This window comes from Micromonospora globbae, from assembly GCF_036184225.1.
Lineage (GTDB): Bacteria > Actinomycetota > Actinomycetes > Mycobacteriales > Micromonosporaceae > Micromonospora > Micromonospora globbae.
This window is the reverse complement of sequence record NZ_CP108084.1, coordinates 6,589,855-6,611,178: the sequence shown is the minus strand read 5'-3', so window position 1 is coordinate 6,611,178 and position 21,324 is coordinate 6,589,855. Positions and strand designations below refer to the sequence as shown.

17 protein-coding genes and 2 pseudogenes are annotated in these 21,324 nt (G+C 75.1%); 4 read left to right on the top strand and 15 right to left on the bottom strand.

Annotated features, from left to right (window positions below):
• The first annotated feature begins 193 nt into the window (after nt 1–193).
• Both ddaH and rocD read left to right on the top strand, forming a co-directional pair.
• Nucleotides 194–1,009, top strand: a complete 816-nt coding sequence (gene ddaH, locus OG994_RS30320) for a dimethylargininase (protein ID WP_328853833.1) — start codon at nt 194–196, stop codon at nt 1,007–1,009.
• Nucleotides 1,009–2,223, top strand: a complete 1,215-nt coding sequence (rocD, locus tag OG994_RS30315) for an ornithine--oxo-acid transaminase (protein ID WP_328853832.1) — start codon at nt 1,009–1,011, stop codon at nt 2,221–2,223. Before ddaH ends, rocD begins: the two co-directional genes overlap by 1 nt.
• A 183-nt stretch (nt 2,224–2,406) precedes the next feature.
• Here rocD and OG994_RS30310 read toward each other — a convergent pair whose 3' ends face one another.
• Nucleotides 2,407–3,558 carry an FHA domain-containing protein gene (locus OG994_RS30310; protein ID WP_328851711.1) on the bottom strand — a complete coding sequence of 384 codons (1,152 nt, stop codon included), beginning with the start codon at nt 3,556–3,558 and terminating at the stop codon, nt 2,407–2,409.
• Nucleotides 3,555–3,848: a 4a-hydroxytetrahydrobiopterin dehydratase gene (locus OG994_RS30305; RefSeq protein WP_328851710.1), complete on the bottom strand. Its 294-nt coding sequence runs from the start codon at nt 3,846–3,848 to the stop codon at nt 3,555–3,557. The genes OG994_RS30310 and OG994_RS30305 overlap by 4 nt, the downstream gene beginning before the upstream one ends.
• A 228-nt stretch (nt 3,849–4,076) precedes the next feature.
• On the opposite strand from OG994_RS30305, the gene OG994_RS30300 reads away from it, so the two are divergent.
• The gene (locus OG994_RS30300) at nt 4,077–4,850 is read left to right on the top strand and encodes a hypothetical protein (protein WP_328851709.1); all 774 of its coding nucleotides are present in this window, start codon (nt 4,077–4,079) and stop codon (nt 4,848–4,850) included.
• 62 nt (nt 4,851–4,912) lie between these two features.
• On the opposite strand, the gene OG994_RS30295 is transcribed toward OG994_RS30300, so the two are convergent.
• From OG994_RS30295 to OG994_RS30275, 5 genes are all read right to left on the bottom strand, one after another.
• Nucleotides 4,913–5,962, bottom strand: coding sequence for a fatty acid desaturase family protein (locus tag OG994_RS30295; RefSeq protein WP_192902163.1), 1,050 nt, complete (start codon nt 5,960–5,962; stop codon nt 4,913–4,915).
• A 133-nt stretch (nt 5,963–6,095) separates the two neighbouring features.
• Nucleotides 6,096–9,890, bottom strand: a complete 3,795-nt coding sequence (locus OG994_RS30290; protein ID WP_328851708.1) for an SCO7613 C-terminal domain-containing membrane protein — start codon at nt 9,888–9,890, stop codon at nt 6,096–6,098.
• Nucleotides 9,891–9,938: 48 nt separating this feature from the next.
• Nucleotides 9,939–10,259 carry a divalent-cation tolerance protein CutA gene (gene cutA, locus OG994_RS30285; protein ID WP_120329080.1) on the bottom strand — a complete coding sequence of 107 codons (321 nt, stop codon included), beginning with the start codon at nt 10,257–10,259 and terminating at the stop codon, nt 9,939–9,941.
• A 9-nt stretch (nt 10,260–10,268) separates the two neighbouring features.
• Nucleotides 10,269–11,306, bottom strand: coding sequence for a 1-acyl-sn-glycerol-3-phosphate acyltransferase (locus tag OG994_RS30280; RefSeq protein WP_328851707.1), 1,038 nt, complete (start codon nt 11,304–11,306; stop codon nt 10,269–10,271).
• The gene (locus OG994_RS30275) at nt 11,306–12,136 is read right to left on the bottom strand and encodes a patatin-like phospholipase family protein (RefSeq protein ID WP_328851706.1); all 831 of its coding nucleotides are present in this window, start codon (nt 12,134–12,136) and stop codon (nt 11,306–11,308) included. Before OG994_RS30275 ends, OG994_RS30280 begins: the two co-directional genes overlap by 1 nt.
• Nucleotides 12,137–12,369: 233 nt before the next feature.
• Here OG994_RS30275 and OG994_RS30270 point away from each other — a divergent pair, with 233 nt between their 5' ends.
• Nucleotides 12,370–13,746, top strand: coding sequence for a serine/threonine-protein kinase (locus OG994_RS30270; protein ID WP_328851705.1), 1,377 nt, complete (start codon nt 12,370–12,372; stop codon nt 13,744–13,746).
• Nucleotides 13,747–13,750: 4 nt separating this feature from the next.
• Here the strand turns inward: OG994_RS30270 and OG994_RS30265 are convergent, their stop codons facing one another.
• The 8 genes and pseudogenes from OG994_RS30265 to OG994_RS30235 all read right to left on the bottom strand — a co-directional run bounded on the left by OG994_RS30265 (nt 13,751) and on the right by OG994_RS30235 (nt 21,299).
• Nucleotides 13,751–14,797 (bottom strand): glycosyltransferase family 4 protein, encoded by a 1,047-nt coding sequence (locus OG994_RS30265; RefSeq protein WP_328853831.1) that lies wholly within the window; start codon nt 14,795–14,797, stop codon nt 13,751–13,753.
• 158 nt (nt 14,798–14,955) lie between these two features.
• Nucleotides 14,956–15,627, bottom strand: coding sequence for a BON domain-containing protein (locus OG994_RS30260; protein WP_328851704.1), 672 nt, complete (start codon nt 15,625–15,627; stop codon nt 14,956–14,958).
• A 167-nt stretch (nt 15,628–15,794) separates the two neighbouring features.
• Nucleotides 15,795–17,456, bottom strand: a complete 1,662-nt coding sequence (locus OG994_RS30255) for a S1C family serine protease (RefSeq protein WP_328851703.1) — start codon at nt 17,454–17,456, stop codon at nt 15,795–15,797.
• 62 nt (nt 17,457–17,518) lie between these two features.
• Nucleotides 17,519–18,769 (bottom strand): annotated as a pseudogene (locus OG994_RS30250) (HAMP domain-containing sensor histidine kinase); the annotation flags it as partial.
• Nucleotides 18,770–18,915: 146 nt separating this feature from the next.
• Nucleotides 18,916–19,081: pseudogene (locus OG994_RS31660) on the bottom strand (two-component sensor histidine kinase); the annotation flags it as partial.
• Complete coding sequence (locus OG994_RS30245; protein ID WP_120329072.1) at nt 19,078–19,779, bottom strand: response regulator transcription factor; 702 nt, start codon at nt 19,777–19,779, stop codon at nt 19,078–19,080. The gene OG994_RS30245 and the pseudogene OG994_RS31660, both read right to left, overlap by 4 nt.
• A 75-nt stretch (nt 19,780–19,854) precedes the next feature.
• Nucleotides 19,855–20,487, bottom strand: coding sequence for a PadR family transcriptional regulator (locus OG994_RS30240; RefSeq protein ID WP_120329071.1), 633 nt, complete (start codon nt 20,485–20,487; stop codon nt 19,855–19,857).
• Nucleotides 20,484–21,299, bottom strand: coding sequence for a DUF4097 family beta strand repeat-containing protein (locus tag OG994_RS30235; protein WP_328851701.1), 816 nt, complete (start codon nt 21,297–21,299; stop codon nt 20,484–20,486). Before OG994_RS30235 ends, OG994_RS30240 begins: the two co-directional genes overlap by 4 nt.
• Between the last annotated feature and the right edge of the window lie 25 nt (nt 21,300–21,324).

Genomic DNA, 21,324 nt, shown 5'->3' with positions numbered 1-21,324 from the left:
CGGTGAGCGCCCGGGACAGCGTGCACGCAACGAATCGCCTTCCGTTCGGCCTCAGACGCAACGAACGACTGCTCCGTGCAACTTCCTGCGGTGGATCCCGCCGGGTTGTGCCGAATACGGTTGAACGACGGCGCCAGCCCGTGGGCCGACGGTGGCCGGGCGCGCCCGACCCGTGGGAGCAGGACAGATGACGATGGACGCCACCCGCCAGCACTTCCTCATGTGCCGGCCGACGTACTTCGCCGTGGACTACGCGATCAACCCGTGGATGGATCCGACCGCGCCCGTCGACACGGAGCTGGCGATCCGCCAGTGGGAGCAGCTGCGGCAGGTCTACCGGGACCTGGGCCACACCGTCGAGGAGATCGCTCCGGTGCCGGGCCTGCCCGACATGGTGTTCGCGGCCAACGGCGGCACGGTGATCGACGGCAAGGCGATGGCGGTGCAGTTCCGCGACCCGCAGCGCGCCGACGAGGCTCCCGCGTACCGGGCCTGGTTCGAGGCCGCCGGCTTCGAGCTGTACGACCCGAAGCACGTCAACGAGGGCGAGGGCGACGTGCTGCTGGTCGGCGACCTGCTGCTCGCCGGCACGGGCTTCCGTACCGCGCACGCCTCGCACGCCCAGTTGCAGGAGGTCTTCGGCTACCCGGTGGTCACCATGCAGCTGGTGGACCCGCGCTTCTATCACCTGGACACCGCCCTGACCGTGCTCGACGAGCGCACGGTGGCGTACCTGCCGGAGGCGTTCTCGCCCGGCAGCCAGGCGGTGCTGCGCCGGCTCTTCCCCGACGCCGTGCACGCCACCATGGCCGACGCCGAGGTGCTCGGCCTCAACGCGGTCAGCGACGGCCGGCACGTGGTGCTGCCCGCGCAGGCCACCGACCTGGCCGCCCAGCTGCGCGACCGGGGCTACGAGACCATCGGTGTCGACCTGTCCGAGCTGCGTAAGGCCGGCGGCGGACCGAAGTGCTGCACGTTGCGACTCCGACAGGGAAGGGCAAGCAAGTGATCGTCGACGACATGCTGCGGACGCCGGGCGCCGTCCGGGACGCGGAACGCTGGACCGCCCACAACTACCACCCGCTGCCGGTGGTGATCTCGTCGGCGGAGGGCGCCTGGCTGACCGACGTCGACGGCCGGCGCTACCTCGACTTCCTCGCCGGCTACTCGGCGCTCAACTTCGGCCACCGCCACCCGACGCTGATCGCCGCGGCGCACGCGCAGCTCGACCGGCTCACCCTCACCAGCCGCGCGTTCATCCACGACCAGTTCGCGGACTTCTGCCGCGAGCTGGCCGAACTCTGCGGCAAGGACATGGTCCTGCCGATGAACACCGGCGCCGAGGCGGTGGAGACGGGGATCAAGGTGGCCCGCAAGTGGGGCTACCAGGTCAAGGGCGTACCGGCCGGCCAGGCCAACATCGTGGTCGCCGAGGGCAACTTCCACGGGCGTACGACCACCATCGTGAGCTTCTCGACCGACGAGGACGCCCGCGCCGACTTCGGCCCATACACCCCGGGCTTCACCGTGGTCCCGTACGGCGACCTCGACGCGCTGACCGCCGCCATCGACGAGAACACCGTGGCCGTGCTTCTCGAACCGATCCAGGGCGAGCAGGGCGTGGTGGTGCCGCCCGAGGGCTACCTGCCGGGCGTACGCGCCGTCTGCACCGAGCGCAACGTGCTCTTCATCGCCGACGAGATCCAGTCCGGCCTCGGCCGTACGGGTGCGACCTTCGCCTGCGACCACGAGGGTGTCACGCCGGACATGTACCTGCTCGGCAAGGCGCTGGGCGGGGGCATCGTGCCGGTGTCCGCGGTGGTGGCGAACGCCGACGTGCTCGGTGTCCTCAAGCCCGGCCAGCACGGTTCCACGTTCGGCGGCAACCCGCTCGCCTGCGCGGTGGCCGTCGAGGTCGTACGGATGCTCGCCACCGGCGAGTTCCAGCGCCGGTCCGCCGAGCTGGGCGCCCGGCTGCACGCCGGTCTCCGCGAGCTGATCGGGAAGGGCCTGGTCGCCGTGCGGGGCCGTGGGCTCTGGGCCGGCCTGGACATCGATCCGGCGCTGATGACCGGCCGGGAGGCGTGCGAGCGGCTCGCCGAGCGTGGCGTGCTCGCCAAGGACACGCACGGTTCGACCATCCGCCTCGCGCCGCCCCTGGTGGTCACCGAGGAGGAGATCGACCACGCCGTAACCCAGCTGGCCGCCATCCTGACCGCCTGACCCTGCCCCCCGACCCGACCCGACCCGCCCGGCCCCGATCCGGGCCCGGGCCCGGATCCGCCCGTCGATCATGAAGTTATCGGCCGGCACGACGGCGTGTCGCGGCAGTAACTTCATGATCACCGGACCAGAGCCGCCCCGGCCCGGCCCGCCCGGGACCGGGCCCGGGCGGCGGTGGTCGGGTCAGGGGCGGGGCAGCCGCATGGCCATCGTGGGGGCCTCCGCCATCACGGAGGCGGGGGTGAAGGTCGCGTCGGTGGGCAGTTCCTCGGCCCGGCCGACCTGCACCCCGGGGTAGAGCTCCACCATGTCGTTCTCGGCGAGCACCCGGGACTGCTTGGGGGCGAGCGCGATGCGGTCTCCCTCGGCCAGCGAGCCGCCGGGCCGGATGCCGGAGCCGTTGGTGCTGATGTCGGTGACGATCACCTCGCCGACCCGCAGCTCCAACCGGAGGTGGTTGCGGCTGATCCAGCGGCGCGCCTCGTCGTTGAGCCACTGGCCGAGCATGATCCCACCGTCGCCCTCGGGCGCCCGGCCGACCAGCACCGGCTGCTCCTCACTGACGACGAACCGGCGCCGGACCAGTCCGCCGATCCGCACGGCCAGCACCTCCGTACGCGGTCGCGGCCCCGCGTCACTCAGCCGGCTCCCGTGCCGGGGGCAGGTCGGCACGCCACCGCGCAGGGTGGGTGGTGCCTGCGCGGCCGGGCTGCGCTGCACCCGGGCCAGGTCGGCGAAGGCGCCACCCCCACCGCCGCCGCCGAAGAGCGCGCAGCCGGCCTCCGGGCACCTCCACTGGCGGGCCAGCAGTTTCGCTCCCGCCGCGGACCGGGCGCCGGACACGGGCTTGTCGCCCCCGCCGACGTGCGCGACGAGGGCCGGCCCGCCGGCGCCGGGCACCGGTGCGAGCACGCGTCCCGGTTCCTCGGCGACCCACGGGAAGCGCCCGCGCAGCCCGTCGAAGCGCCTCCTGCTGAGCACCGGCACGCCGAGCAGGTCGGCGACCTCGACGATCCGGTCGCCGGGGTTGTCGAGCACCTCGACGAGCCCGTCGTCGGCCCACCGGCGGATCACCATCCGCTCGTTCGAGGTGAGGTCGGCGTCGGAGAGCAACGCCCGGTGCACCACGGCGTAGACCTGGACGCCGTCCTCCTCCAACTGCCGCGAGAGGGCGTCGATGACCATGCCGAGCCGGAGCAGGCTCGCCGGCCGCCCACCGTCGATGTCCTGGTAGCGGATCACCTCGGCCAGGTCGACCACGGCCCGCGCCAGCGACGGGTCGGTGCAGACCCGCCCCTCGATGGCGTCCAGCACCTTGCTGATCTCGAATCTCATCGGGCACTCCGAACGATCTCGTCGATCCGACGGGCCAACGCGAGGTCACGTACCGTGACACCGCCGGCCGAGTGGGTGACGCACCGGAACGTGAGGGTCCGCCACCGGATGTCGATGTCGGGGTGGTGGTCGAGTTCCTCCGCGACCACGGCGACCCGGTCCACCACCGCGATGGCGTCGGGGAAGCTGGCCAGCTCCACCGTACGGCTGATCCCGCTCGAGTCTCCCGACCACCCGGCCAGCCCACCCAGCTCCTGTTCCACCGCCTCCGCGGTGAGCACGTCTGCCATGGGAAGACCCTACCGGTGGCGGGGTCAGGGGCAGGTGGTGCCCGCCGCGGCCCGTGTCGCGGCGGCCTGCCGCCGTGGCCCGCGGACGACTCGCGCCGGCCGCCCGCACGCCACGCCGTGGTGGGCGACCGACGCGGCAGTGGACGGTATTCGCTAGGCTGCCGGACGGCCTGGTCGGAATCGACTGACGTCGTCGCCCGACCCCACCAACACGAGGAGTAATCCCTGATGAAATCCCGACGGCTGGCGACCACGGGGGTCGCGCTCGTCGCAGCGCTCGGACTCGGTCTGGCCGGTTGCGGCAACCAGACGGATGCGGACGCTCCGGCCGCCGACGGCACCTCGGCAGCGGCCACGACCGCTGCCGCGGAACCGCGCGACGAGTTGCTCGCCGCCGCGAAGAAGCTCAACGAGCAGAGCGTACGCATGAAGCTCGAGTCGTCCGCCATGACGGCCAGCGGTGTCCTGGACCCGAAGAAGATGGCGGCTGACATGACGATGGAGGTGGGCGGCCAGGGCAAGTTCCAGGTCGTCACCATCGGCGACGACACCTACATGAAGATCAGTGGTCTCTCCAGCGGCTCGTCCGACAAGTGGATGCACCTCGACACGTCCGCGCTCAGCGGGGGCGGCCAGCTGGCGGTCATCACGAAGGACGACCCGGCGGGCGCCAACAAGCTCGTGACGGGCATCGTCGACGTCAAGCGCACCGGTGACGGCACGTTCGAGGGCACCCTCGACTACACCCGTAGCCAGCCGAACGACCAGGACATCAAGGCCCTCGGCGACAAGGCGAAGGCCGTCCCGTTCACCGCGAAGGTGGACGGCGAGGGCCGGCTCGTCGAGTTCGTCATCGACGCCAGCGTGCTGCACGCCTCGCTGGGCAAGATGGTCACCACGTACTCCGACTTCGGCACGGACGTGGAGGTCAAGAAGCCCCCGGCGAGCGAGGTGCAGGAGGCTCCGGCCGAGCTGGCGAAGATCCTGGGCGGCGGCAACTGACCCAAGCCCTGATATCCCACGGGGGCGGCGCCGGTCGGCGCCGCCCCCGTGCGCGTCCCGTCTCAGCCCCGTAGCGGGCGACCCACCTCGTGCAGGTGGGCGAGCGCCTGCCGGTACGAGTCGACGAGCCCGGTCTCGGCGTACGGGATGCCGCGCTCGGCGCAGTAGGCCCGCACGATCGGCTGGGCGCGGCGCAGGTTCCCCCGCGGCATGTTCGGGAACAGGTGGTGCTCGATCTGGTAGTTCAGCCCGCCGAGCGCCACGTCGACCAACCAGCCGCCCCGGACGTTGCGCGAGGTGAGCACCTGCTTGCGCAGGAAGTCCAGCTCGTCCTCGGCGGTTGGCATCGGCATGCCCTTGTGGTTCGGGGCGAACGAGCAGCCCATGTAGAGCCCCCACAGTCCCTGGTGGACGGCGGCGAAGAGCAGCGCCTTCCCGGGCGACATGGCCAGCAGCAGGATCGCCACGTAGCCGGCGGTGTGCGCGCCGAGCAGCAGCGCCTCGATCCCCCGGTGCCGCATCGGCGTACCGAAGCGGCCGTCGGGCCCCCGGCCGACGATCGCCCGCACGCTCGCCACGTGCAGGTTGAGCCCTTCGAGCAGCAGCATCGGGAAGAACAGGTACGCCTGCCGCCGCGCCAGCCACCGGCCGAATCCCCGGGTGCCCCGCGCCTGCTCGTACGTCCAGACCAGCGCGCCGGCGCCCACGTCCGGATCCTCGTCCTCGTGGTTGGGGTTGGCGTGGTGCCGGTTGTGCTTGTCGACCCACCAGCCGTAGCTGAGGCCGACCGCGAGGTTGCCCGCGATCATGCCGACGGCCTCGCTCGGGCCGCGCCGCCGGAACATCTGCCGGTGCCCGGCGTCGTGACCGAGGAACGCCACCTGCGTGGTGGCCACCGCGAGCCCGACCGCCAGCAGCGGCTGCCACCACGAGTCACCGACCGCGAGGACGGCGACCCACCCGGCCAGGAAGACCCCCAGGGTGAGCGCGACCCGGACGGCGTACCAGCCGGGCCGCCGCTCCAGCAGCCCGGCCTGACTGATCCGCCGCGACAACTGTGCGTAGTCACTCCCCCGCCGTACCGGCGGATCCGCCACCGCTGCGAGCACCATGCCCGCCTCCGTTTCCTCGACGTCCGGCCGGCCGTACGGCTCGACCCCCGTCATCGAGTCTCCAGAGATCCGTTGCGCTGAGTAACCCTGGCAACCCCCGGATCGGTGGTAGGGACCGCCCTACCCCCGACCGTCAGCTCATCCGGCTCACCACGGCCCGGAGCCGGTGCAGGTCCCGCCGGCGGCGTTCGTACGTCGCCGCGAGCGCGATCAGCGCGAGCCCGCCGACGGCCAGGAAGATCCACCGTGGCAGCAGGTCCCAGCTGCGGGCCAGCTCGTGCAGGGCGAGCAGCGCCAGGCTCACCCCACCGAGCAGCACCGGCGCCTGCCAGCGGCGGACGGCGCCGGCCAGCACGGCAACCAACGCGCCGGCGCCGAGCAGCAGTCGCCGCCACGGCTGCGGGTCGGCGGCCACCAGGATCGAGACCAGGCTCGGCAGCAGCGCCGCGCCGAGGCCCGGGCCGAGCGCGAGCCAGCTCGTCAGCCCCGGCCGGGTGCGCAGCGCCACGAGACCCGCGCCGAGGGCGAGCGCTGCCGCCGGCAGGGTGTACGCCTCCAGCAGCACCACCCGGCCGGAGGCCAGCAGCAGCCAGGCGCCGAGCAGCTCGCTGCCACCGGCGACGGCGGCGAAGGCCCAGCGCCGGCCAGCCGGCTCGCCGCCCCGCAGCAGGCGTAGGCCGACGGCGGCGCCCCAGAGGACGCAGACCGCCGCCGCCGGCCGGAGCGCGTCGGCGGTGAGCAGGAACGCGACGAGCGCCACCGCCTGGGCCGCGGCGTCCAGCACCGACCGGAGGAGCGGCCCCCGCGCGGTGGGCACCTCGGTGCCCGGCGCCGGTCGGGCGGTGAGCGCGGCCACGGCCAGGGTCAGCGCGGCCACGACGAGCACCGCGAACGCCGCGTCAGCCAACGGCAGCCCGGCCGCGAGCGGCGCGGTGACCGCGAGCCCGGTGGCCGCCCCGACCGCCGCCAGGCAGCCGACGACCCGCGTCTCGCCGCGCCGCCCGGTCGCGCCGGCCACCACCGCCGCCACCAGCAGCACGCCCAGGCCGGCCAGCGTTCCGGCCCGGGTGGCGGTGAGCCCCGCCATACCGGCCGTGGCCAGCGCCAGCCCCACGGGCACGGTGACGGGGAGGAGCAGGGGACGCGGGCTGACCAGGGCCGCGGCCAGCAGCGCCGCCACGCCGCCGAGCAGCGTGACGGACGGGCCCACGGGCCAGGGCGCGCCCGCCGCGAGCAGCAGCAACGGTGGCACCGCCCCGGCGAACGGGAGCGCCGCGAGCAGGATCGCCGCCCGGGGGAACCGGGCGGTCCAACCGGCGACCGCCACGGCGAGCGCCAGCAGTGCGAGGGCCACGCCGGCCGGCAGCGCAGCCGGCGCGGGTTCGGCGGCCGGCGCCCCGGACCAGGCGGGGACCGCCCGGCCGTACGGGACGAGGAGCGCCCGCAGCACCTCCGGGGCGGCGGCCGCGACGGCCACGGTCAGCAGGACGGCTCCGGTCACGGGGAGCGCCACGGCGCCGCCCGCCGGCAGGACCGGACCACCTTCCCGCCGGCGGGCGGCGGCAACGACCCCGGGGCCGCGACCACGTCCCGCGGACACCGGCAGGCCGACCGCGAGCGGCAGCACGGCCAGCGCGGCGTACAGCGCCAGCGGCTCACCGACGGACGGCAGCACGGGGGCGAGGCCGGTGCCCGCCGCGGCGGCGGCGAGCGCGACGGCGGCGTAGCCGCCCAGTTCGGGCCGGTGGCGGCGGGTCAGGTGCAGCGCACCGAGCAGCGGCCCCACGGCGGCCAGCGCGGCCCGTGCCTGCCACCCGGGGGACGCGCCACCGGCGATCAGCGCGACAGTGGCGCCCACCGGCAGCGTGAGGAGGGCGGCGACCAGGGCGCACCCGGCGACCGGGCGCGGCACGACGGACGCCCGGCCGAGCAGGGCCAGCGCCGCGCCGAGCACGAGGACCGCCGCGAGGGCGGTGAGCGCACCCGCCGGCCGCGCCATCCCCACGAGCACCGCGTGCCCGAGCAGGCCGGCCACCGCGAGGGCCGTGACCGGCACCGCGCCGGACACACCGCCGGACGGCGGAGCCGTGACCCGCAGCCCGCCCGACACACCGCCGGACGGCGGAGCCGTCGCGGGCAGCCCACCCGGCGTACCACCCGACGACCCGGCCGAGGCCGCCGCCGGCTCGCCGGACGGTGGTGCGGCGGAGCGCGCGACGGGCCGCAGCAGCACGGCCACCAGCACCACGGCGCCCGCCAGGTCGGCGGCGAGCACCGCCGGCCAGGCGGCGGGCCAGGCCGCCGGCAGCGCGAGCACGGCCAGCGCCAGACCGACCGGGGCGGCGACCGGCCGCGCGGCGCGCGGGGCGAGCACCGCCACCGCCACCACGCTCAGCGCCACGGCGACCGGCAGCTGCCAGCCCCAGTCGAGGTCCGGTCCCGGTGCCGCACCGCGCCACGGCGGCAGCGACCGGCCGGCGGTGGCGAGCGCCAGGAGCCCCGTGAGCACGCCGCCCGACACCGCCACGCTCGACGTGACGGCGAGCGCCGCGATGCGTGGACCGGTACGCCAGCCGCGCGGGAGCAGCGTCACGGCGCCCGCCAGGGCGGTGACGACCAGGGCGGTGGCGAGCAGCAGCAGGGACGGGCGCAGCTGGCCCACGGGGCGCAGCAACGCGACGGCGAGGACCGGCACGAGCAGCCCGTTGGCGACCTGGCGGAACGTCCGGTCGCCGGTGAGCACTGCCGCGCCGGCCAGGGTGAGCGTGACGAGCAGCAGCGGCAGTCCCGCCAGAAGGGGCGTGCCGGCCACCCGACCGAGGGCCAGCGGCTCCAGCGCGTACCCGGCGGCGGCCAGCAGCGCGACGCCGAAGGCGGTCCAGGCCAGCACCCGCGCCGCCGTGACCGCCGGCCGGACGGTGCTGGTGGCGCCGGCCGCGTCCCCCGGTGTGGGACCGGCCGCCGGCGAGACCGACCCCGCGGGGGCGGTCGCAGAGACGGCCTCGGAGGTGTCCCTCGCCGAGGCCGGGCCGGAGGGCACGTCGGCGGCTCCCGCCGGAGCCGGCCCCGAGGGCACGGCCGTGCCGGGGGCGGACGGCACGCCGGCGAACCGCCGGGTGAGCACGAGCAGGACCGCGAGGTCCACCAGCGCCACCCCGACCAGCACCGCCGACCAGCCGGCCGCCGGCGGTCGGGCCTCCACGACGAGCAGCGGCAGCACCGGCTGGGCGGCGACCAGCGCCGCGAACCACGGTCCGGTGAGCCCGCTGAGCCGGCCGTACGCGGCGGCGACGGCCGTCACGGCTCCCCCGACCAGCGCGGCGTAGCGCGTCCCCGGCCAACCGGTCACGCCGCCCAGGTCGACCGACCACGCGGCGTACCCGTCGAGCAGCACCAGCAGCAGGCCCACCGCGGCCACGGTCTCGGCGGTGCCCCGCAGCCCCCGCCGTACCGCGACGAGCGGCACGGTCAGGGCGAGGGCGGTGACCGCGGCGAGGATCAGGGCCCGTCCGGCGACCCCGACGGCGGCCCAGGCCACCGCGGTGAAGACCACCGCGGCCGTGCCGAGCAGCAGTCCACCCAGGACGAAGAGCAGGCCCTGCACGGTACGCGTGGACGTCTCGGGACGTCCGGGGCGGCCGGGCGGGGTCGGGGGCCGCCGTACGGGGACCGGCGCGACCGGGCCGACCCGGGACCGTACCCGTGCCGCCAGCATCGCCCGGCGCTGCCGGGCCCGCTGGAACCGGTCCGCGACCTCGGCGTACGCGAGGCGTGCCCGTTCCAGTTCCGCGCCGAGCGCGACGATCTCGGCGTCGAGGCGGATGACCTCGGCGGCCTCCGCGTCGGGTGGCCGTCGGCATCCGGAGCAGCCGCTGACCAGGTCGGCCGGGGCGCGGCACACGGGGCAGGGGTAACGGGTGTTCTCCACCGCGCCATCGTGGACGGTGGCGGGGCCACCGGACCAGAGTGCGCGTACTCAGGGACGGGTCTGCTCGTGCACCCACGCCGCGTACGCCGGGTCGCCGCACTCCACGCGGGTCACCAGGATCTCCGGCACCTCGTACGGGTGGCGGGCGCGGATCTGGTCGACCAGGGCGGCCACCCGGTCGGGGGCGGTCTTGAACTGCACGGACCACTCGGTGCTCGTCTCCACCGCGGAGCGCCACCAGTACGTGCTGTCCACCTGCCCGCCCACCTGGGCGCAGGCGGCGAGCCGGTCGCCGACGGCGGCCGCCGCCAGGCCGTCCGCGACGGCGCGGGCGTCCACCACGGTCGTCACCACGCTGATCTCGTCCACGAGCGCACCCTACGCGGCCGGGTCGGCGGCCACGCCGTCGCGGTTCGCGGCGATCCACTCGTCGATCCGCGCCCACCAGTCGAAGAGCCAGTCGATGCGCTCCTGCCGGTCGGCCGGAATCTCCTCCGGTGGCACCGACCAGAACCGCATGACGATCCGCTTGTCCATCGGCAGCTCACGCCAGACGTCGGACACGGTGAGCATGCGGTCGAGGCCGGTGTGTGCCACGAAGACGACCCCCGCCTCCGGAGCGGCGTCGAGCGCGGCCAGCAGTCCACCGGGCTGCGGTGCGAGCACGTGCCGCAACCGTTCCGCGCGCAGCGCCATCCGCTCCAGCCCGAGCGCGCGGAGCCGGGCGATGGCCCGGAGCCGGCGCTTGGGCGTGAAGTTGCCGCCCTCTGGGAAGATCACGAAGGCGTCGTCGTCGTCGAGACCGCTGGCCAGGTGCCCGATCTGGCGCAGCAGCGCCGCGCCCCGGTCCTCGTCGGACGCGGGGGCGATGAACCGGTTCGGCAGCCGGTTGAGCAGCACGTCGATCGCGGGATCCCACTGGAGGCTCTCCTTCAGCACGATCCGCGGCTCGCGCCGGAACCAGTTCACGAGCGCGTGGATCAGGATGAACGAGTCGCCGGGACCGGCGTGCCGACAGACCACCAGCTCCGGGCGGCCGGGCTGCGCGGTGTCCGGGTCGGCGCCGGCCACGTCGATGCTCAGCCGCAGCGTCCACCGGGCCTGCCAGAACAGCACCCGCAGGAACCAGCCCGCGAGCACGTAGTGGGCGCGCTGGAAGCCCGGCGAACGTACGCGCAGGCCGAAGCCCGCCCCGACCCAGAGCCCGAAGAGCGCGAGCAGCGCCGCGGCGTCCCAGACGAGGTAGACGCAGCCGATCCAGAGCAGCCGCAGCGGCCTCAGCCGCCCGGGAACCAGCGGCGAGAGGGCCGCCGCGACCAGCGCCCAGACCGGCAGCGTGGTGACCACCACGACGGCGAGCAGGACCACGGCCGGTGCCAGCAGCACCCGCCGGAGCCACCGGGGCGGCAGCGGCATCAGTGCTCCAGGTTCGCCAGGTACCGCCGGGACGCGGTGTACGCGCGGCTGATCCGCCGCCCCACCGCGGCCATGTCCCGGTACGCCCACGGCGTGTCGTCGCGCGGGTTGAGTCCACCGGTGGGCAGGACGTGCACCTCGACTCCCTCGGGCAGCGCCGCCATCTCCCGGAAGAACCGGTGCCGCCGGGCGATCTCGAAGGCGACCTGGGCGATCTCCCAGGGCCGGCGGGGTGGCGACAGCTCCCGTTCGATCCGGCCCACCTGGAGGACGAAGATGCGCGTGGCGCCGGCGGTCACGGCCTCGCCGATGGGGATCGAGTTGACGATCCCGCCGTCGATGTAGTGCGCGCCGTCGATCTCCGTGGGTGGCAGCAGGCCGGGCACCGACGCGGACGCCAGCACGGCCGGCACCAGCGGGCCGCTGTCGAACCAGTGCTCGGCGGCCCGTTCGATGTGCGCGGCGCAGCACCGGAACGGCACCCGCAGGTCCTCGAACGTGGTCTTCTCCTCCAGCTCCGACTCCAGCAGCCGGCGCAGCGGGCGGGGCGAGTGCAGGTGCGTACGGGCGGCGAACCGGCGCAGCTGCCGGGCGACCGAGTCGCCGTACACCTCGCTGGCCTCCGGGGAGGCCCAGAGCCGGACCAGGCGGTCGGTGACCGCCTCGGACGGGTCGGCGGCGACGAGCGCGCCGTTGACCGCCCCGATCGACGTGCCGAGCACCATGTCCGGCCGGATGCCGGCGCGGAACAGCGCGCGGAGCATGCCCACCTCGACCGCGCCGAGCACGCCGCCGCCGCCGAGCACGAACGCCACCGGTCCCCCCGCCATGCCGTTCATCCTGGCACGGCGGCGCCGCGCCGGCTCCGCCGCCGGGTCGCGCGGGCTCCGCCGCCGGATCGTGCGGGCACCGCCGCCGGGTCGCGCGGCCGGACCCGGCGGCCTGCGGAGCGTCACCCTGATCGATGTCGGTCACCGGCACGACCGGCCCGCGACCAGCGTTGACACGCCGGACACATTCGCGCAACCTGATACGGCCCCCACCTTCGAGGCAGGTGCGAACCGTGACGGCTGCACTGCATCCCGGCCGGCTGCTCGCCCGCAGGTACCGGCTCCTCGACCAGCTCGGCGTCGGCGGCATGTCGGTGATCTGGCGGGCCCACGACGAGGTGCTGGACCGGTTGGTGGCGCTCAAGGTCCTCGCCCCGTCGCTGGCCGCCGACGCCCGGTTCCGGCACCTGGTGCGCGAGGAGGCCCGCGCCGCCGCCCAGCTGGTGCACCCGCACGTCACCTCGGTGCACGACTACGGCGAGACGGTGGCCGCCGACGGCGCCATCACGTCGTTCGTCGTGATGGAGCTGCTCACCGGGGAGGAGCTGGAGCTGCGGCTCACGGAGGGGCCGCTGCCCTGGGCCGAGGCCGTGGACGTCGCCGCGCAGGTCGCCGACGCGCTCGCGGCCGCACACCGGCTGGGCATCGTCCACCGGGACATCACCCCGGCGAACGTGATGATGACCCCGGCCGGCGCCAAGGTGCTCGACTTCGGCATCGCGGCCCGGGTGGGCACCCCCGACGAGGACGAGGACGGCGCCACGTTCGGCACGCCCGCGTACGTCGCGCCGGAGCGGCTGGACGGCGCACCGGCCCAGCCGGCCACCGACGTCTACTCGCTGGGGGTCCTGCTGTACGCGGCCCTCACCGGCCGGGTGCCGTACCCGGCGGACACGTGGGAGCAGGTGGGCGCGGCGCTCGCGGCAGGCCGCCCGCCCTCGCTGGCGGGGGTGCCGGGCCTGCCGGCGGAGGTCGCCCGGACGGCGCTGCGCTGCCTGGCCCGCGACCCGGCGGCCCGGCCCACCGCGCGCGAGGTCGCCGCCGTCCTGCGGGAGCACCTGCCGCACCGGGACCCGCGACCGGTGACGACCGCGCCGCGACCCGCGGCGCCGGCCGGCGCACCGCCCCGGCGGCGGGTTCCGCGGGCGACACTGGTCCCCGCTGGCCTGGCGGTCGCCGTGGCCGTCGCCGTGCCCGCGCTTCCGCTGGACCGCACCGCACCGCCGCAGTCGTCGCCCGCCCGCACGACGGCCGCCCCGGCGGTGGTCGGCACGCCGGCTCCCGACGGGCCGGCGCGGACGGCCGCACCCTCCGGTGTGGAGCCGCCGGACGCCGCCCCGACCGGACTCGTGGCGGCGGCGTTCCGGCTCGACGGGCTCATCGACGCGGGGCTGACGGCCGGCGAGATCCGCTCCGACGTGGGCGTGGACCTCCGCAACGAACTGCGCAACCTGAGCGCGTCGGCGACGGGCGGCCGGGAGGACCTGGCGCCCCCGGTGGCCCGGCTGCGCGAGAAGGTCGCGGTCCGGCTGCGGGAGGGCGCCATCAGCCCGGTGTACGCCGAGCGGCTGGACTCGGCGATCGCCGCGCTCGGCACGGCACGGCTGTGAGCGGTCAGCGGATGGTGAGCCGGGTCAGCTCCCGGGTGGACGCGGCGGCCTGCCGGTAGATCGCCTCGTAGCCCTGCGCCATCCGGCTCGTGGAGAAGTTGGCGGCCACGTGCGCCACGCAGTCCCGGGGGTCGAGCCGTTCGACGGCCCGCAGCGCGGCGGGCAGGTCCTCGGGCCCGTCGCAGACCAGGCCGGTGACCCCGGATCTGACCAGTTCCGGCACGGCGCCGCGGCCGAGCGCCACCACGGGCGTGCCGGTCGCCATCGCCTCGACCATCACCATGCCGAACGGCTCCTCCCACTGGATGGGCATGATGAGGCAACGCGCGCCGACCAGCATCCGCAGGGTGGCGTCCCGGTCGGCGTTGAGCACCACCTCGACGTCGTCGCCGAGCAGCGGCGCGACGACCTCGTCGTAGTAGCGGCGCTCGGCGGGTTCGTTGCACTTGCCGGCCAGCAGCAGCGGCAGCCCGGCCGCCCGGCAGGCGCGGATGGCCACGTCGGGCCCCTTGTCGGGGCTGAACCGGGCCAGCCAGAGCACCGGGCCCGCCGACGGGGCGGACTTCTGCGGGATGTCCGCCAGGTCGAGGGCGTTGTGCACGGTGCCCACCCAGGGCAGGGCCGGGTTGAGGCGGCGCTGCGCGTGGGAGATGGCGACGAGGCCGACGCCGTGGTCGGTGTCGCTCAGCACGGTGCCGTACTCACCGACCGGGTTGCCGTGCACGGTCGCCACCGTGGGCACGCTGCGCCGGCCGGCGACCAGCGGGCCGATCGTGGTGTGGTCGTGGATGACGTCGAAGTCCGCGGCGTCGACGAGGTGCCGTACGCGGGCCAGGTGGGCCAGTTCGGGCAGCGACTCGCCGAGCCGCGCGAACTGGAGGTCCGGGCCGGTGGAGACGAAGTCCTGCGCGGCCGTGCCGTGCCACTCGCCGGCGCCGAACAGCGTCACCGTGTGTCCCCGCCGGACGAGGGCGTCCACCAGCCCGGTGACGACCTGCTCCAGCCCGCCGTAGCCGGGGGGCGGCACGGAGAGCCAGGGCGGGACCACCATCGCGACCCGCAGCGGCCGTTCGGCCGCCCGGTCGGCCGTCAGATGGGTCACGGCCACGAGTCCTCCCGTTGGTCCCCGGCGCGCCGGCCGCCGGTTCCGGTACGCGTGGCAGCGGTTTCCCCCTGCGGGCCCCACTAAAACCGGACAAGCGGGATGCTTCACTCCAAGACGAGCAGCTGGTCGTCCACCGCCCGCACGCCCGGCGCCGACCACGCCACCCGTTGCGCCTGGTCCCGTTCCCACCACGAGCGGACCACGCCGCTGAGCACCAGCGTGTCCCCGTCCACCGCCACCGAGATCCCTCCGGCGCCGACCGCGCGGCCGAGCGCCCGCCGCACGTCGTGGAGCATCCGGTCGGTGTCCGTGGGAGCCGGCGGGCGTACGTCGATGAGGTTGGTGATGCCGCGGACGCCCCGCAGCCGGCGCACCTCCCGCTCGGCGGTGCGCCGCTGCCACCCGAACTCCACCTCGCCGCGGAGCATCACCCAGCCGTTGGCCACGGTGACGTCCAGCCGCTCGGCGGGGACGTAGCTGTCCCACTCCAGCGCCCGGCTGACCGCGAGGGCGATCTCGGCGTCGGTCGCCCCGGGGCTGCCCGGCAGCCGTATCTCGATGTCGTCGGCGACGGCGCGCACCCCGCGTACGCGCTGCGCGCACCGTGTGGCGGCCCACCGCCGCGCCGAGCTGTCGACCCACCCGGTCAGGGTCACGACGCCCTCGTCGACGCTCACGCCGATCTCGTTCGGCTGTGCCTCGGGGTCCCAGGCCAGCTCGGCCAGGACGTCCTGCTGGATCCGCTGGTCCTCGCGGGCGGCGGCTGCCGTGCCCATCGCGTCCTCCCCTCGCCGGTTCCGCCAGCCTGTCCCCGGCACGGGTGACGGCGGTTCACCCGGGTCGGGTGAACCGCCGTCCGCGAAGAGGTGGCGGCGGGTGACGGAGCCAACCCCCTTGGCCCCGTCACCCGCCGCCGGAGGGAGGAGGCAGGTTCAGGTGGCGCTCACGACGTCTCGGCGAGCGTGACGGTCGTGGTCGCCTCGGCGCCGTTGCGCTTGTAGTGCACCTCCACCCGGTCGCCGACCTTGCCGGCCTGGACCGCGCCGACCAGGTCGTCCGAGTCGGTGATCACCTTGTCGCCGAAGCGGGTGATGACGTCGCCGCGCTGGAGGCCGGCCTTCTCGGCGGCGCCGCCCTCGGTGACCGACGCGACCAGCGCGCCGCCGCCCTCCGCCACGGTCACGCTGACCCCGAGCGACGGGTGGCTGACCTTCTCGCCGCGCTGGAGCTTGGCCGCGACGTCCTTGGCCTTGTTGCTGGGGATGGCGAAGCCGACGCCGATGTTGCCGGTGCTCTGCCCGGAGGTGGCGATGGCGGTGTTGATGCCGATCACCTCGCCCCGGGTGTTGACCAGCGCACCGCCCGAGTTGCCGGGGTTGATCGGGGCGTCGGTCTGGAGCAGCCCGGAGATGGAGGTCGCGCCCTGGCGCATGTCCTGCGGCTGGCTCTCGCCGGCCTGGATGGTGCGGTCCCGGGCGCTGATGATGCCCGCGGTCACCGAACCCTGCAGACCCAGCGGGCTGCCGAGGGCCAGCACCTGGTCACCGACCTGCATGGCGTCGCTGTCGCCGAACGTGGCGGGCTTGAGGCCGCTCACCCCGCGCGCCTGCACCACGGCGAGGTCCGTCTTCGGGTCGGTGCCGACGATCCTGGCGGTCGCGCTCTTGCCGTCGGCGAAGACCACGCGGACGGTGTCGCCGGTGGCCGAGGCGACCACGTGGTTGTTGGTGAGCACGTAGCCGTCGTCGCTGAGGATCACGCCGGAGCCCTCGCCGTTCTGGGTGGCGATGGAGACGACGCTGTCCTGCACCGAGGCGGCGATCCGGGGCAGGTCCGCACTGTTGATCACCGGCGCGGCGCTGTAGGTGCGGGTGACGCCGCCGCCGTCGTCCACGGCGAGGGCGAGCGCCCCGCCGGCGACACCGGAGCCCAGCATCAGCGCGAGGACGGCGACACCGGCGCCCGCGAACTTGGCGATCCGGCCCGGACGCGGTCCGGCCGGGTTGCTCTGGGCCGGGGCCCACGGCGGCACGGGCTGGCCGGCGTGCTGCGGCTGCTGCCCGTACGGATGCGTCCCGGCACCCGGCTGACTCCCGCCGGTCCAGCCGGTGTGCTGGTTCTGGTACCAGTGGCCGCCCGCGTAGGCGCCGTGCGCGTACCCCCCGGGGGCCGGCTGGCCCGGCGCCTGGGGGGCCGGCTGGCTGGGGACCTGCGGGCCGGCGTGGGCCGGAGCGCCCGCGGGCGGCTGGTAGCCCGCGGTCGTGGTGGCCACCGGGACGGTCGGCTCGGCGCTGGGCGTCGCCGCCATCGGCGTGGTGGCGTCGGCCTCGGACACCGTCGGCATCGTCCTGGTGGCGTCGGCGCCGGGGACCGCCGCCATCGGCGTGGTGGCGTCGGCGTCCGGGGCGGGGGCGGGCGCGTCGGTGCGCGCGGGCTCCGTGGTGGCGGAGCCGGCCGGAGTCTGGTCGGTGTGCGGGGCGACCGGCTGGGTGGTCGCCGAGTCGGACTGCGCGCGCTCCCCGCGCGGCAGCTCGGCGGTGGGGTGCGACGGCTCGGCGTCGGCGGGGGCCGGCCGGTGCTGCGGGTCGGACTCGTACTCGGTCATGTCACCACCTTCTCCCGCGCCTCTGCGATCAGCCTGGAACTGGCCTGCGAGTTGGCTGAAAGTCACTCGCCGTCGGTCTCGGCCTCCGGCACCAGCGGCAGCCGCACCCGGAACGTGGCCCCGCCGCCCGGCGTCTCGGCCACCTCGACGGTGCCGTGGTGCGCGCTCACGAGCGCCGCCACGATGGCCAGGCCGAGCCCGGTGCCGGTGTTGCCGCCGGCCCGCCGGGTCCGGGCGGCGTCGGCCCGGTAGAACCGCTCGAAGACCCGCTCCGCCTGCTCCGGGGTGAGGCCGGGGCCGGTGTCGGCCACCTCCACGATGGCCAGGTTGCCCGGCTCGGTACGCAGCCGCAGCGTCACGGAGGCGTCCGGCGGGGTGTGGGTCAGGGCGTTCGTCATGAGGTTGCCGATGATCTGCCGCAGTCGGGCGTCGTCTCCGAGGACCACGAGCGGGCCCGAGCCCGGCTCGATCTCCAGCTCGATGCGGCGGTCGGGTGCGACCGCCCGGGCGGCCTGCACCGCGTCACCGGCGAGCACCGGCAGCTCCACCGGGGCCAGGGAGATCGGCCGTTCCCGGTCGAGCCGGGCGAGCAGCAGCAGGTCCTCCACGAGCAGGCCCATGCGGGCGGCCTCGTCCTCGATGCGGCGCAGCAGGCCGGCCGTCTGCTCCGGCTCGCGGGCCGCCCCCTGCCGGTACAGCTCGGCGAAGCCGCGGATCGTGGTGAGCGGCGTACGCAGCTCGTGCGACGCGTCCGCGACGAACTGCCGCATCCGCTCCTCCGACCGCCGTGCCCGCGCCTCGGACGCCTGGGCGGCGGCGGCCGCGTCCCGGGCGGCGGCCTCGGCCGAGCGGGCGGCGGTCTCGGAGGCGGCGCGGGCCGTGAAGGCGGCCTCGATCTGGGTCAGCATGGCGTTCAGCGCGCGGGACAGCCGACCCAGCTCGGAGGTCGGGCACTCCTGCCCCTCCTCCGGGTCGGGCACGCGCCGGGTCAGGTCGCCGCCGGCGATGGCGGCGGCCGTGCGTTCGATCTCGACGAGGGGTTTCAGGCTGGTGCGGACGATGGCCGCGCCGATCGAGGCGAGCAGGATGAGCACGGCGCCACCGACCAGCAGGTCGATCCAGACCAGCCGGGTCACCGCCCGGTCGACGTCGGTGAGCGGCTGGCCGACGGCCAGCACCTGGTCCGGGTTGCCCCGCACCGCCGCGTAGTACACGCGCCAGCGGATCCGGCGGTCCTGGGAGGTGACCGTGTGCGGCTCCCCCTCCTGCGCGGCGAAGCCCGCCACGTCGGTGGGGAAGCTCGGCAACTGCCTCCACTGCAGCGACGTGGGGTCGTAGCTCGGCTGGGTGACCCCGCCGGGCTCGGCCAGCACCACCACGTAGCGGCTGGGCAGCATCGCGGTGACCTGGCGGGTCTTCAGCTGCGGGATGACCTCGCCGAGCGTCTGGCTCGCGCCGCGCAGCTGGGAGTCCACCTGGCCGACCAGGTAGCTGCGCAGGAAGAACGTGGTCAGCGAGCTGATCACGAGGAGGGCGAGGGCGACCAGCGTGAGGACCGCGGTGACCAGCTTCACCCGCAGCGGTACGCTCCGCAGTCGCCCCTTCGCCTGGTCGACGGCGTTCACGCCGCCGGCTTGCGCAGCACGTACCCGACGCCGCGGAGCGTGTGGATGAGCCGGGGCTGGGTGTTGTCGACCTTGCGCCGCAGGTAGGAGATGTACGACTCGACGATGTTGTCGTCGCCGCGGAAGTCGTAGTTCCAGACGTGGTCGAGGATCTGCGCCTTGGACAGCACCCGGTTGGCGTTCAGCATCAGGTAGCGCAGCAGCTTGAACTCGGTCGGCGAGAGCTGCACCCGCTGGCCGGCCCGGTAGACCTCGTGGGTCTCCTCGTCCAGTTCCAGGTCGGCGAAGGTCAGCCGGGACGGCGGCTGCTCGCCGTTGGCGGTGCGGCGCAGCACGGCCCGGATCCGGGCGGTCAGCTCCTCCAGGCTGAACGGCTTCGTGACGTAGTCGTCGCCGCCCAGGGTCAGACCGCGGATCTTGTCGTCGGTGGCGTCCCGGGCGGTCAGGAACACCACGGGCGTACGGGTGCCGCCCTCGCGGAGCATCCGGATGACCTCGAAGCCGTCGAGGTCGGGCAGCATCACGTCGAGCACCACCAGATCGGGACGGTGGTCCTTGGCGGCGGTCAGCGCGGCGCTGCCGCTGGTCGCGGTCGCCACGTCGAACCCCGCGAAGCGCAGGCTCGCGGAGAGCAGCTCGAGGATGTTCGGGTCGTCCTCGACGACGAGCAGTCGCGCCTCGGTCTGGGTAGCGGGCATGTGCCCCATCATCCGTGACCCGGCTGCGCCCGCGCTGGACGCTTCCTGCAAAAACCCTGTGAGCAGCGGGGCGGCTCAGCGGAGCAGCCGGCGGAGCCCGTCGAGGGCGCCGTCGAGCAGCCGGATGGCGGTCCGCACCTGGGAGTCGGTGAACCGGCGGGCGCGTACCAGCCGCCCCACCTCGGCGGCGAAGGCGGCCAGCCGCTCGTCGAACTCGGTGAGCACCGCGTCGCCGGTCTCGGGCCGGGGCGGCGGACCGGGCGGGAACGGCGGCGCGGGGGCGTACGACGGCTCCCACCGGCTCCGCCGCTGCCGCGTCTGCCGGGCCGCCTCGCGCAGCTCCCGCTTGAGGTCGCGGACGGAGCCGCGTACCTCGCTGCGGATCTCCCCGGCCAGGGCGGAGAGATCCTCCACCGAGGCCGCGATGTCCGATTCCAGGGCGGCCAGCTCGTCGGCCCGCTGCCGCAGTTCGCCGCGGCCGGCCTCGGTGATCTCGTACGTCTTCCGCCCGCCCGCGGCCGTGTGGCTCACCAGGCCCTCGGCCTCGAGCCGTTGCAGGCGGGGGTAGATGGTGCCGGCGCTCGGCGCGTAGAGGCCGAGGAAGCGGTCCTCGAGGAGCCGGATCAGCTCGTAGCCGTGCTTCGGGCCGTCGTCGAGGAGCTTGAGCAGGTAGAGCCGGAGCCGCCCGTGACTGAACACGGACGTCACGGCAGCTCCTCCTCCTCGTCGTCGTCCACCGGGCGGGCGAGCAGCGCGATGCTGCCCGACGTGGCGGACGCCCAGAGCTTACCGTCGCCGGCTCCGAGCACCCCCTCGCTGTCGGACACCGCGCCGATCGTCGACGTCGTCCGCACCTGGGGGAAGCCGCTGGTGATCCGGCCGGACGTGGTGTGCAGCCGCACGGCCAGGTCGCTGTCCTCGCGGACCCGGACGGTGATGCTGCCGGAGATCGTGTGCAGCCGGATCTCGCTGCGCCGCGGGTTGTCGAGGTCGCAGGTGATCGCCCCGGAGACGGTCTGCGCCCGGATCTGGCCGGCCGCGCTGTCGGCGAGGATCACCTCGCCGGAGACGGTCTCGATCGTGAGTTCCCCGGCCGCCCCCAGGGCCTCCACGGGCCCCGAGACGATCTTGGCGGACGTGACCCCCCGCATTCCCATGAGGGTGATCTGCCCGGAGGTCACGTCGACGCGGGTGTGCCGGCGCAGGCCCGAGACCACCAGGGAACCGTCGACCAGGCGCAGGTCGGCCGCCGAGTCGACGGGGACGGCCACCGAGACGTCCACGCGGGGCCAGAGGCCGAACGGCCAGAACCACCGCCAGTTCCGCTCCTGCCGTACGCTGAGCCGCCCGTCGTGGTGCTCGACCAGGACCGGGCGCCGGCCGACCCGGGACACGTCGACGCGGGCCGGCCCGTCGGTCGCCACGACGTTCAGCCGGCCGCTGAACAGGCGTACGTCCAGCCGGGTGACCGGCCCGTCCAGGGTCAGCCGCTGCGGGCTGTCGACCGTCCAACCGGTCATCTCGTCCTCCCCTCCGGCGACGCGC

Coding starts and splice junctions, on each gene's coding strand:
- ddaH (WP_328853833.1), top strand. CDS start 194: ATGGACGCCACCCGCCAGCACTTCCTCATGTGCCGGCCGACGTACTTC.
- OG994_RS30310 (WP_328851711.1), bottom strand. CDS start 3,558: ATGAGATTCGAGATCAGCAAGGTGCTGGACGCCATCGAGGGGCGGGTC.
- OG994_RS30305 (WP_328851710.1), bottom strand. CDS start 3,848: ATGGCAGACGTGCTCACCGCGGAGGCGGTGGAACAGGAGCTGGGTGGG.
- OG994_RS30300 (WP_328851709.1), top strand. CDS start 4,077: ATGAAATCCCGACGGCTGGCGACCACGGGGGTCGCGCTCGTCGCAGCG.
- OG994_RS30295 (WP_192902163.1), bottom strand. CDS start 5,962: ATGGTGCTCGCAGCGGTGGCGGATCCGCCGGTACGGCGGGGGAGTGAC.
- OG994_RS30280 (WP_328851707.1), bottom strand. CDS start 11,306: ATGCCGCTGCCGCCCCGGTGGCTCCGGCGGGTGCTGCTGGCACCGGCC.
- OG994_RS30275 (WP_328851706.1), bottom strand. CDS start 12,136: ATGGCGGGGGGACCGGTGGCGTTCGTGCTCGGCGGCGGCGGCGTGCTC.
- OG994_RS30265 (WP_328853831.1), bottom strand. CDS start 14,797: ATGGTGGTCCCGCCCTGGCTCTCCGTGCCGCCCCCCGGCTACGGCGGG.
- OG994_RS30260 (WP_328851704.1), bottom strand. CDS start 15,627: ATGGGCACGGCAGCCGCCGCCCGCGAGGACCAGCGGATCCAGCAGGAC.
- OG994_RS30255 (WP_328851703.1), bottom strand. CDS start 17,456: ATGACCGAGTACGAGTCCGACCCGCAGCACCGGCCGGCCCCCGCCGAC.
- OG994_RS30245 (WP_120329072.1), bottom strand. CDS start 19,779: ATGCCCGCTACCCAGACCGAGGCGCGACTGCTCGTCGTCGAGGACGAC.
- OG994_RS30235 (WP_328851701.1), bottom strand. CDS start 21,299: ATGACCGGTTGGACGGTCGACAGCCCGCAGCGGCTGACCCTGGACGGG.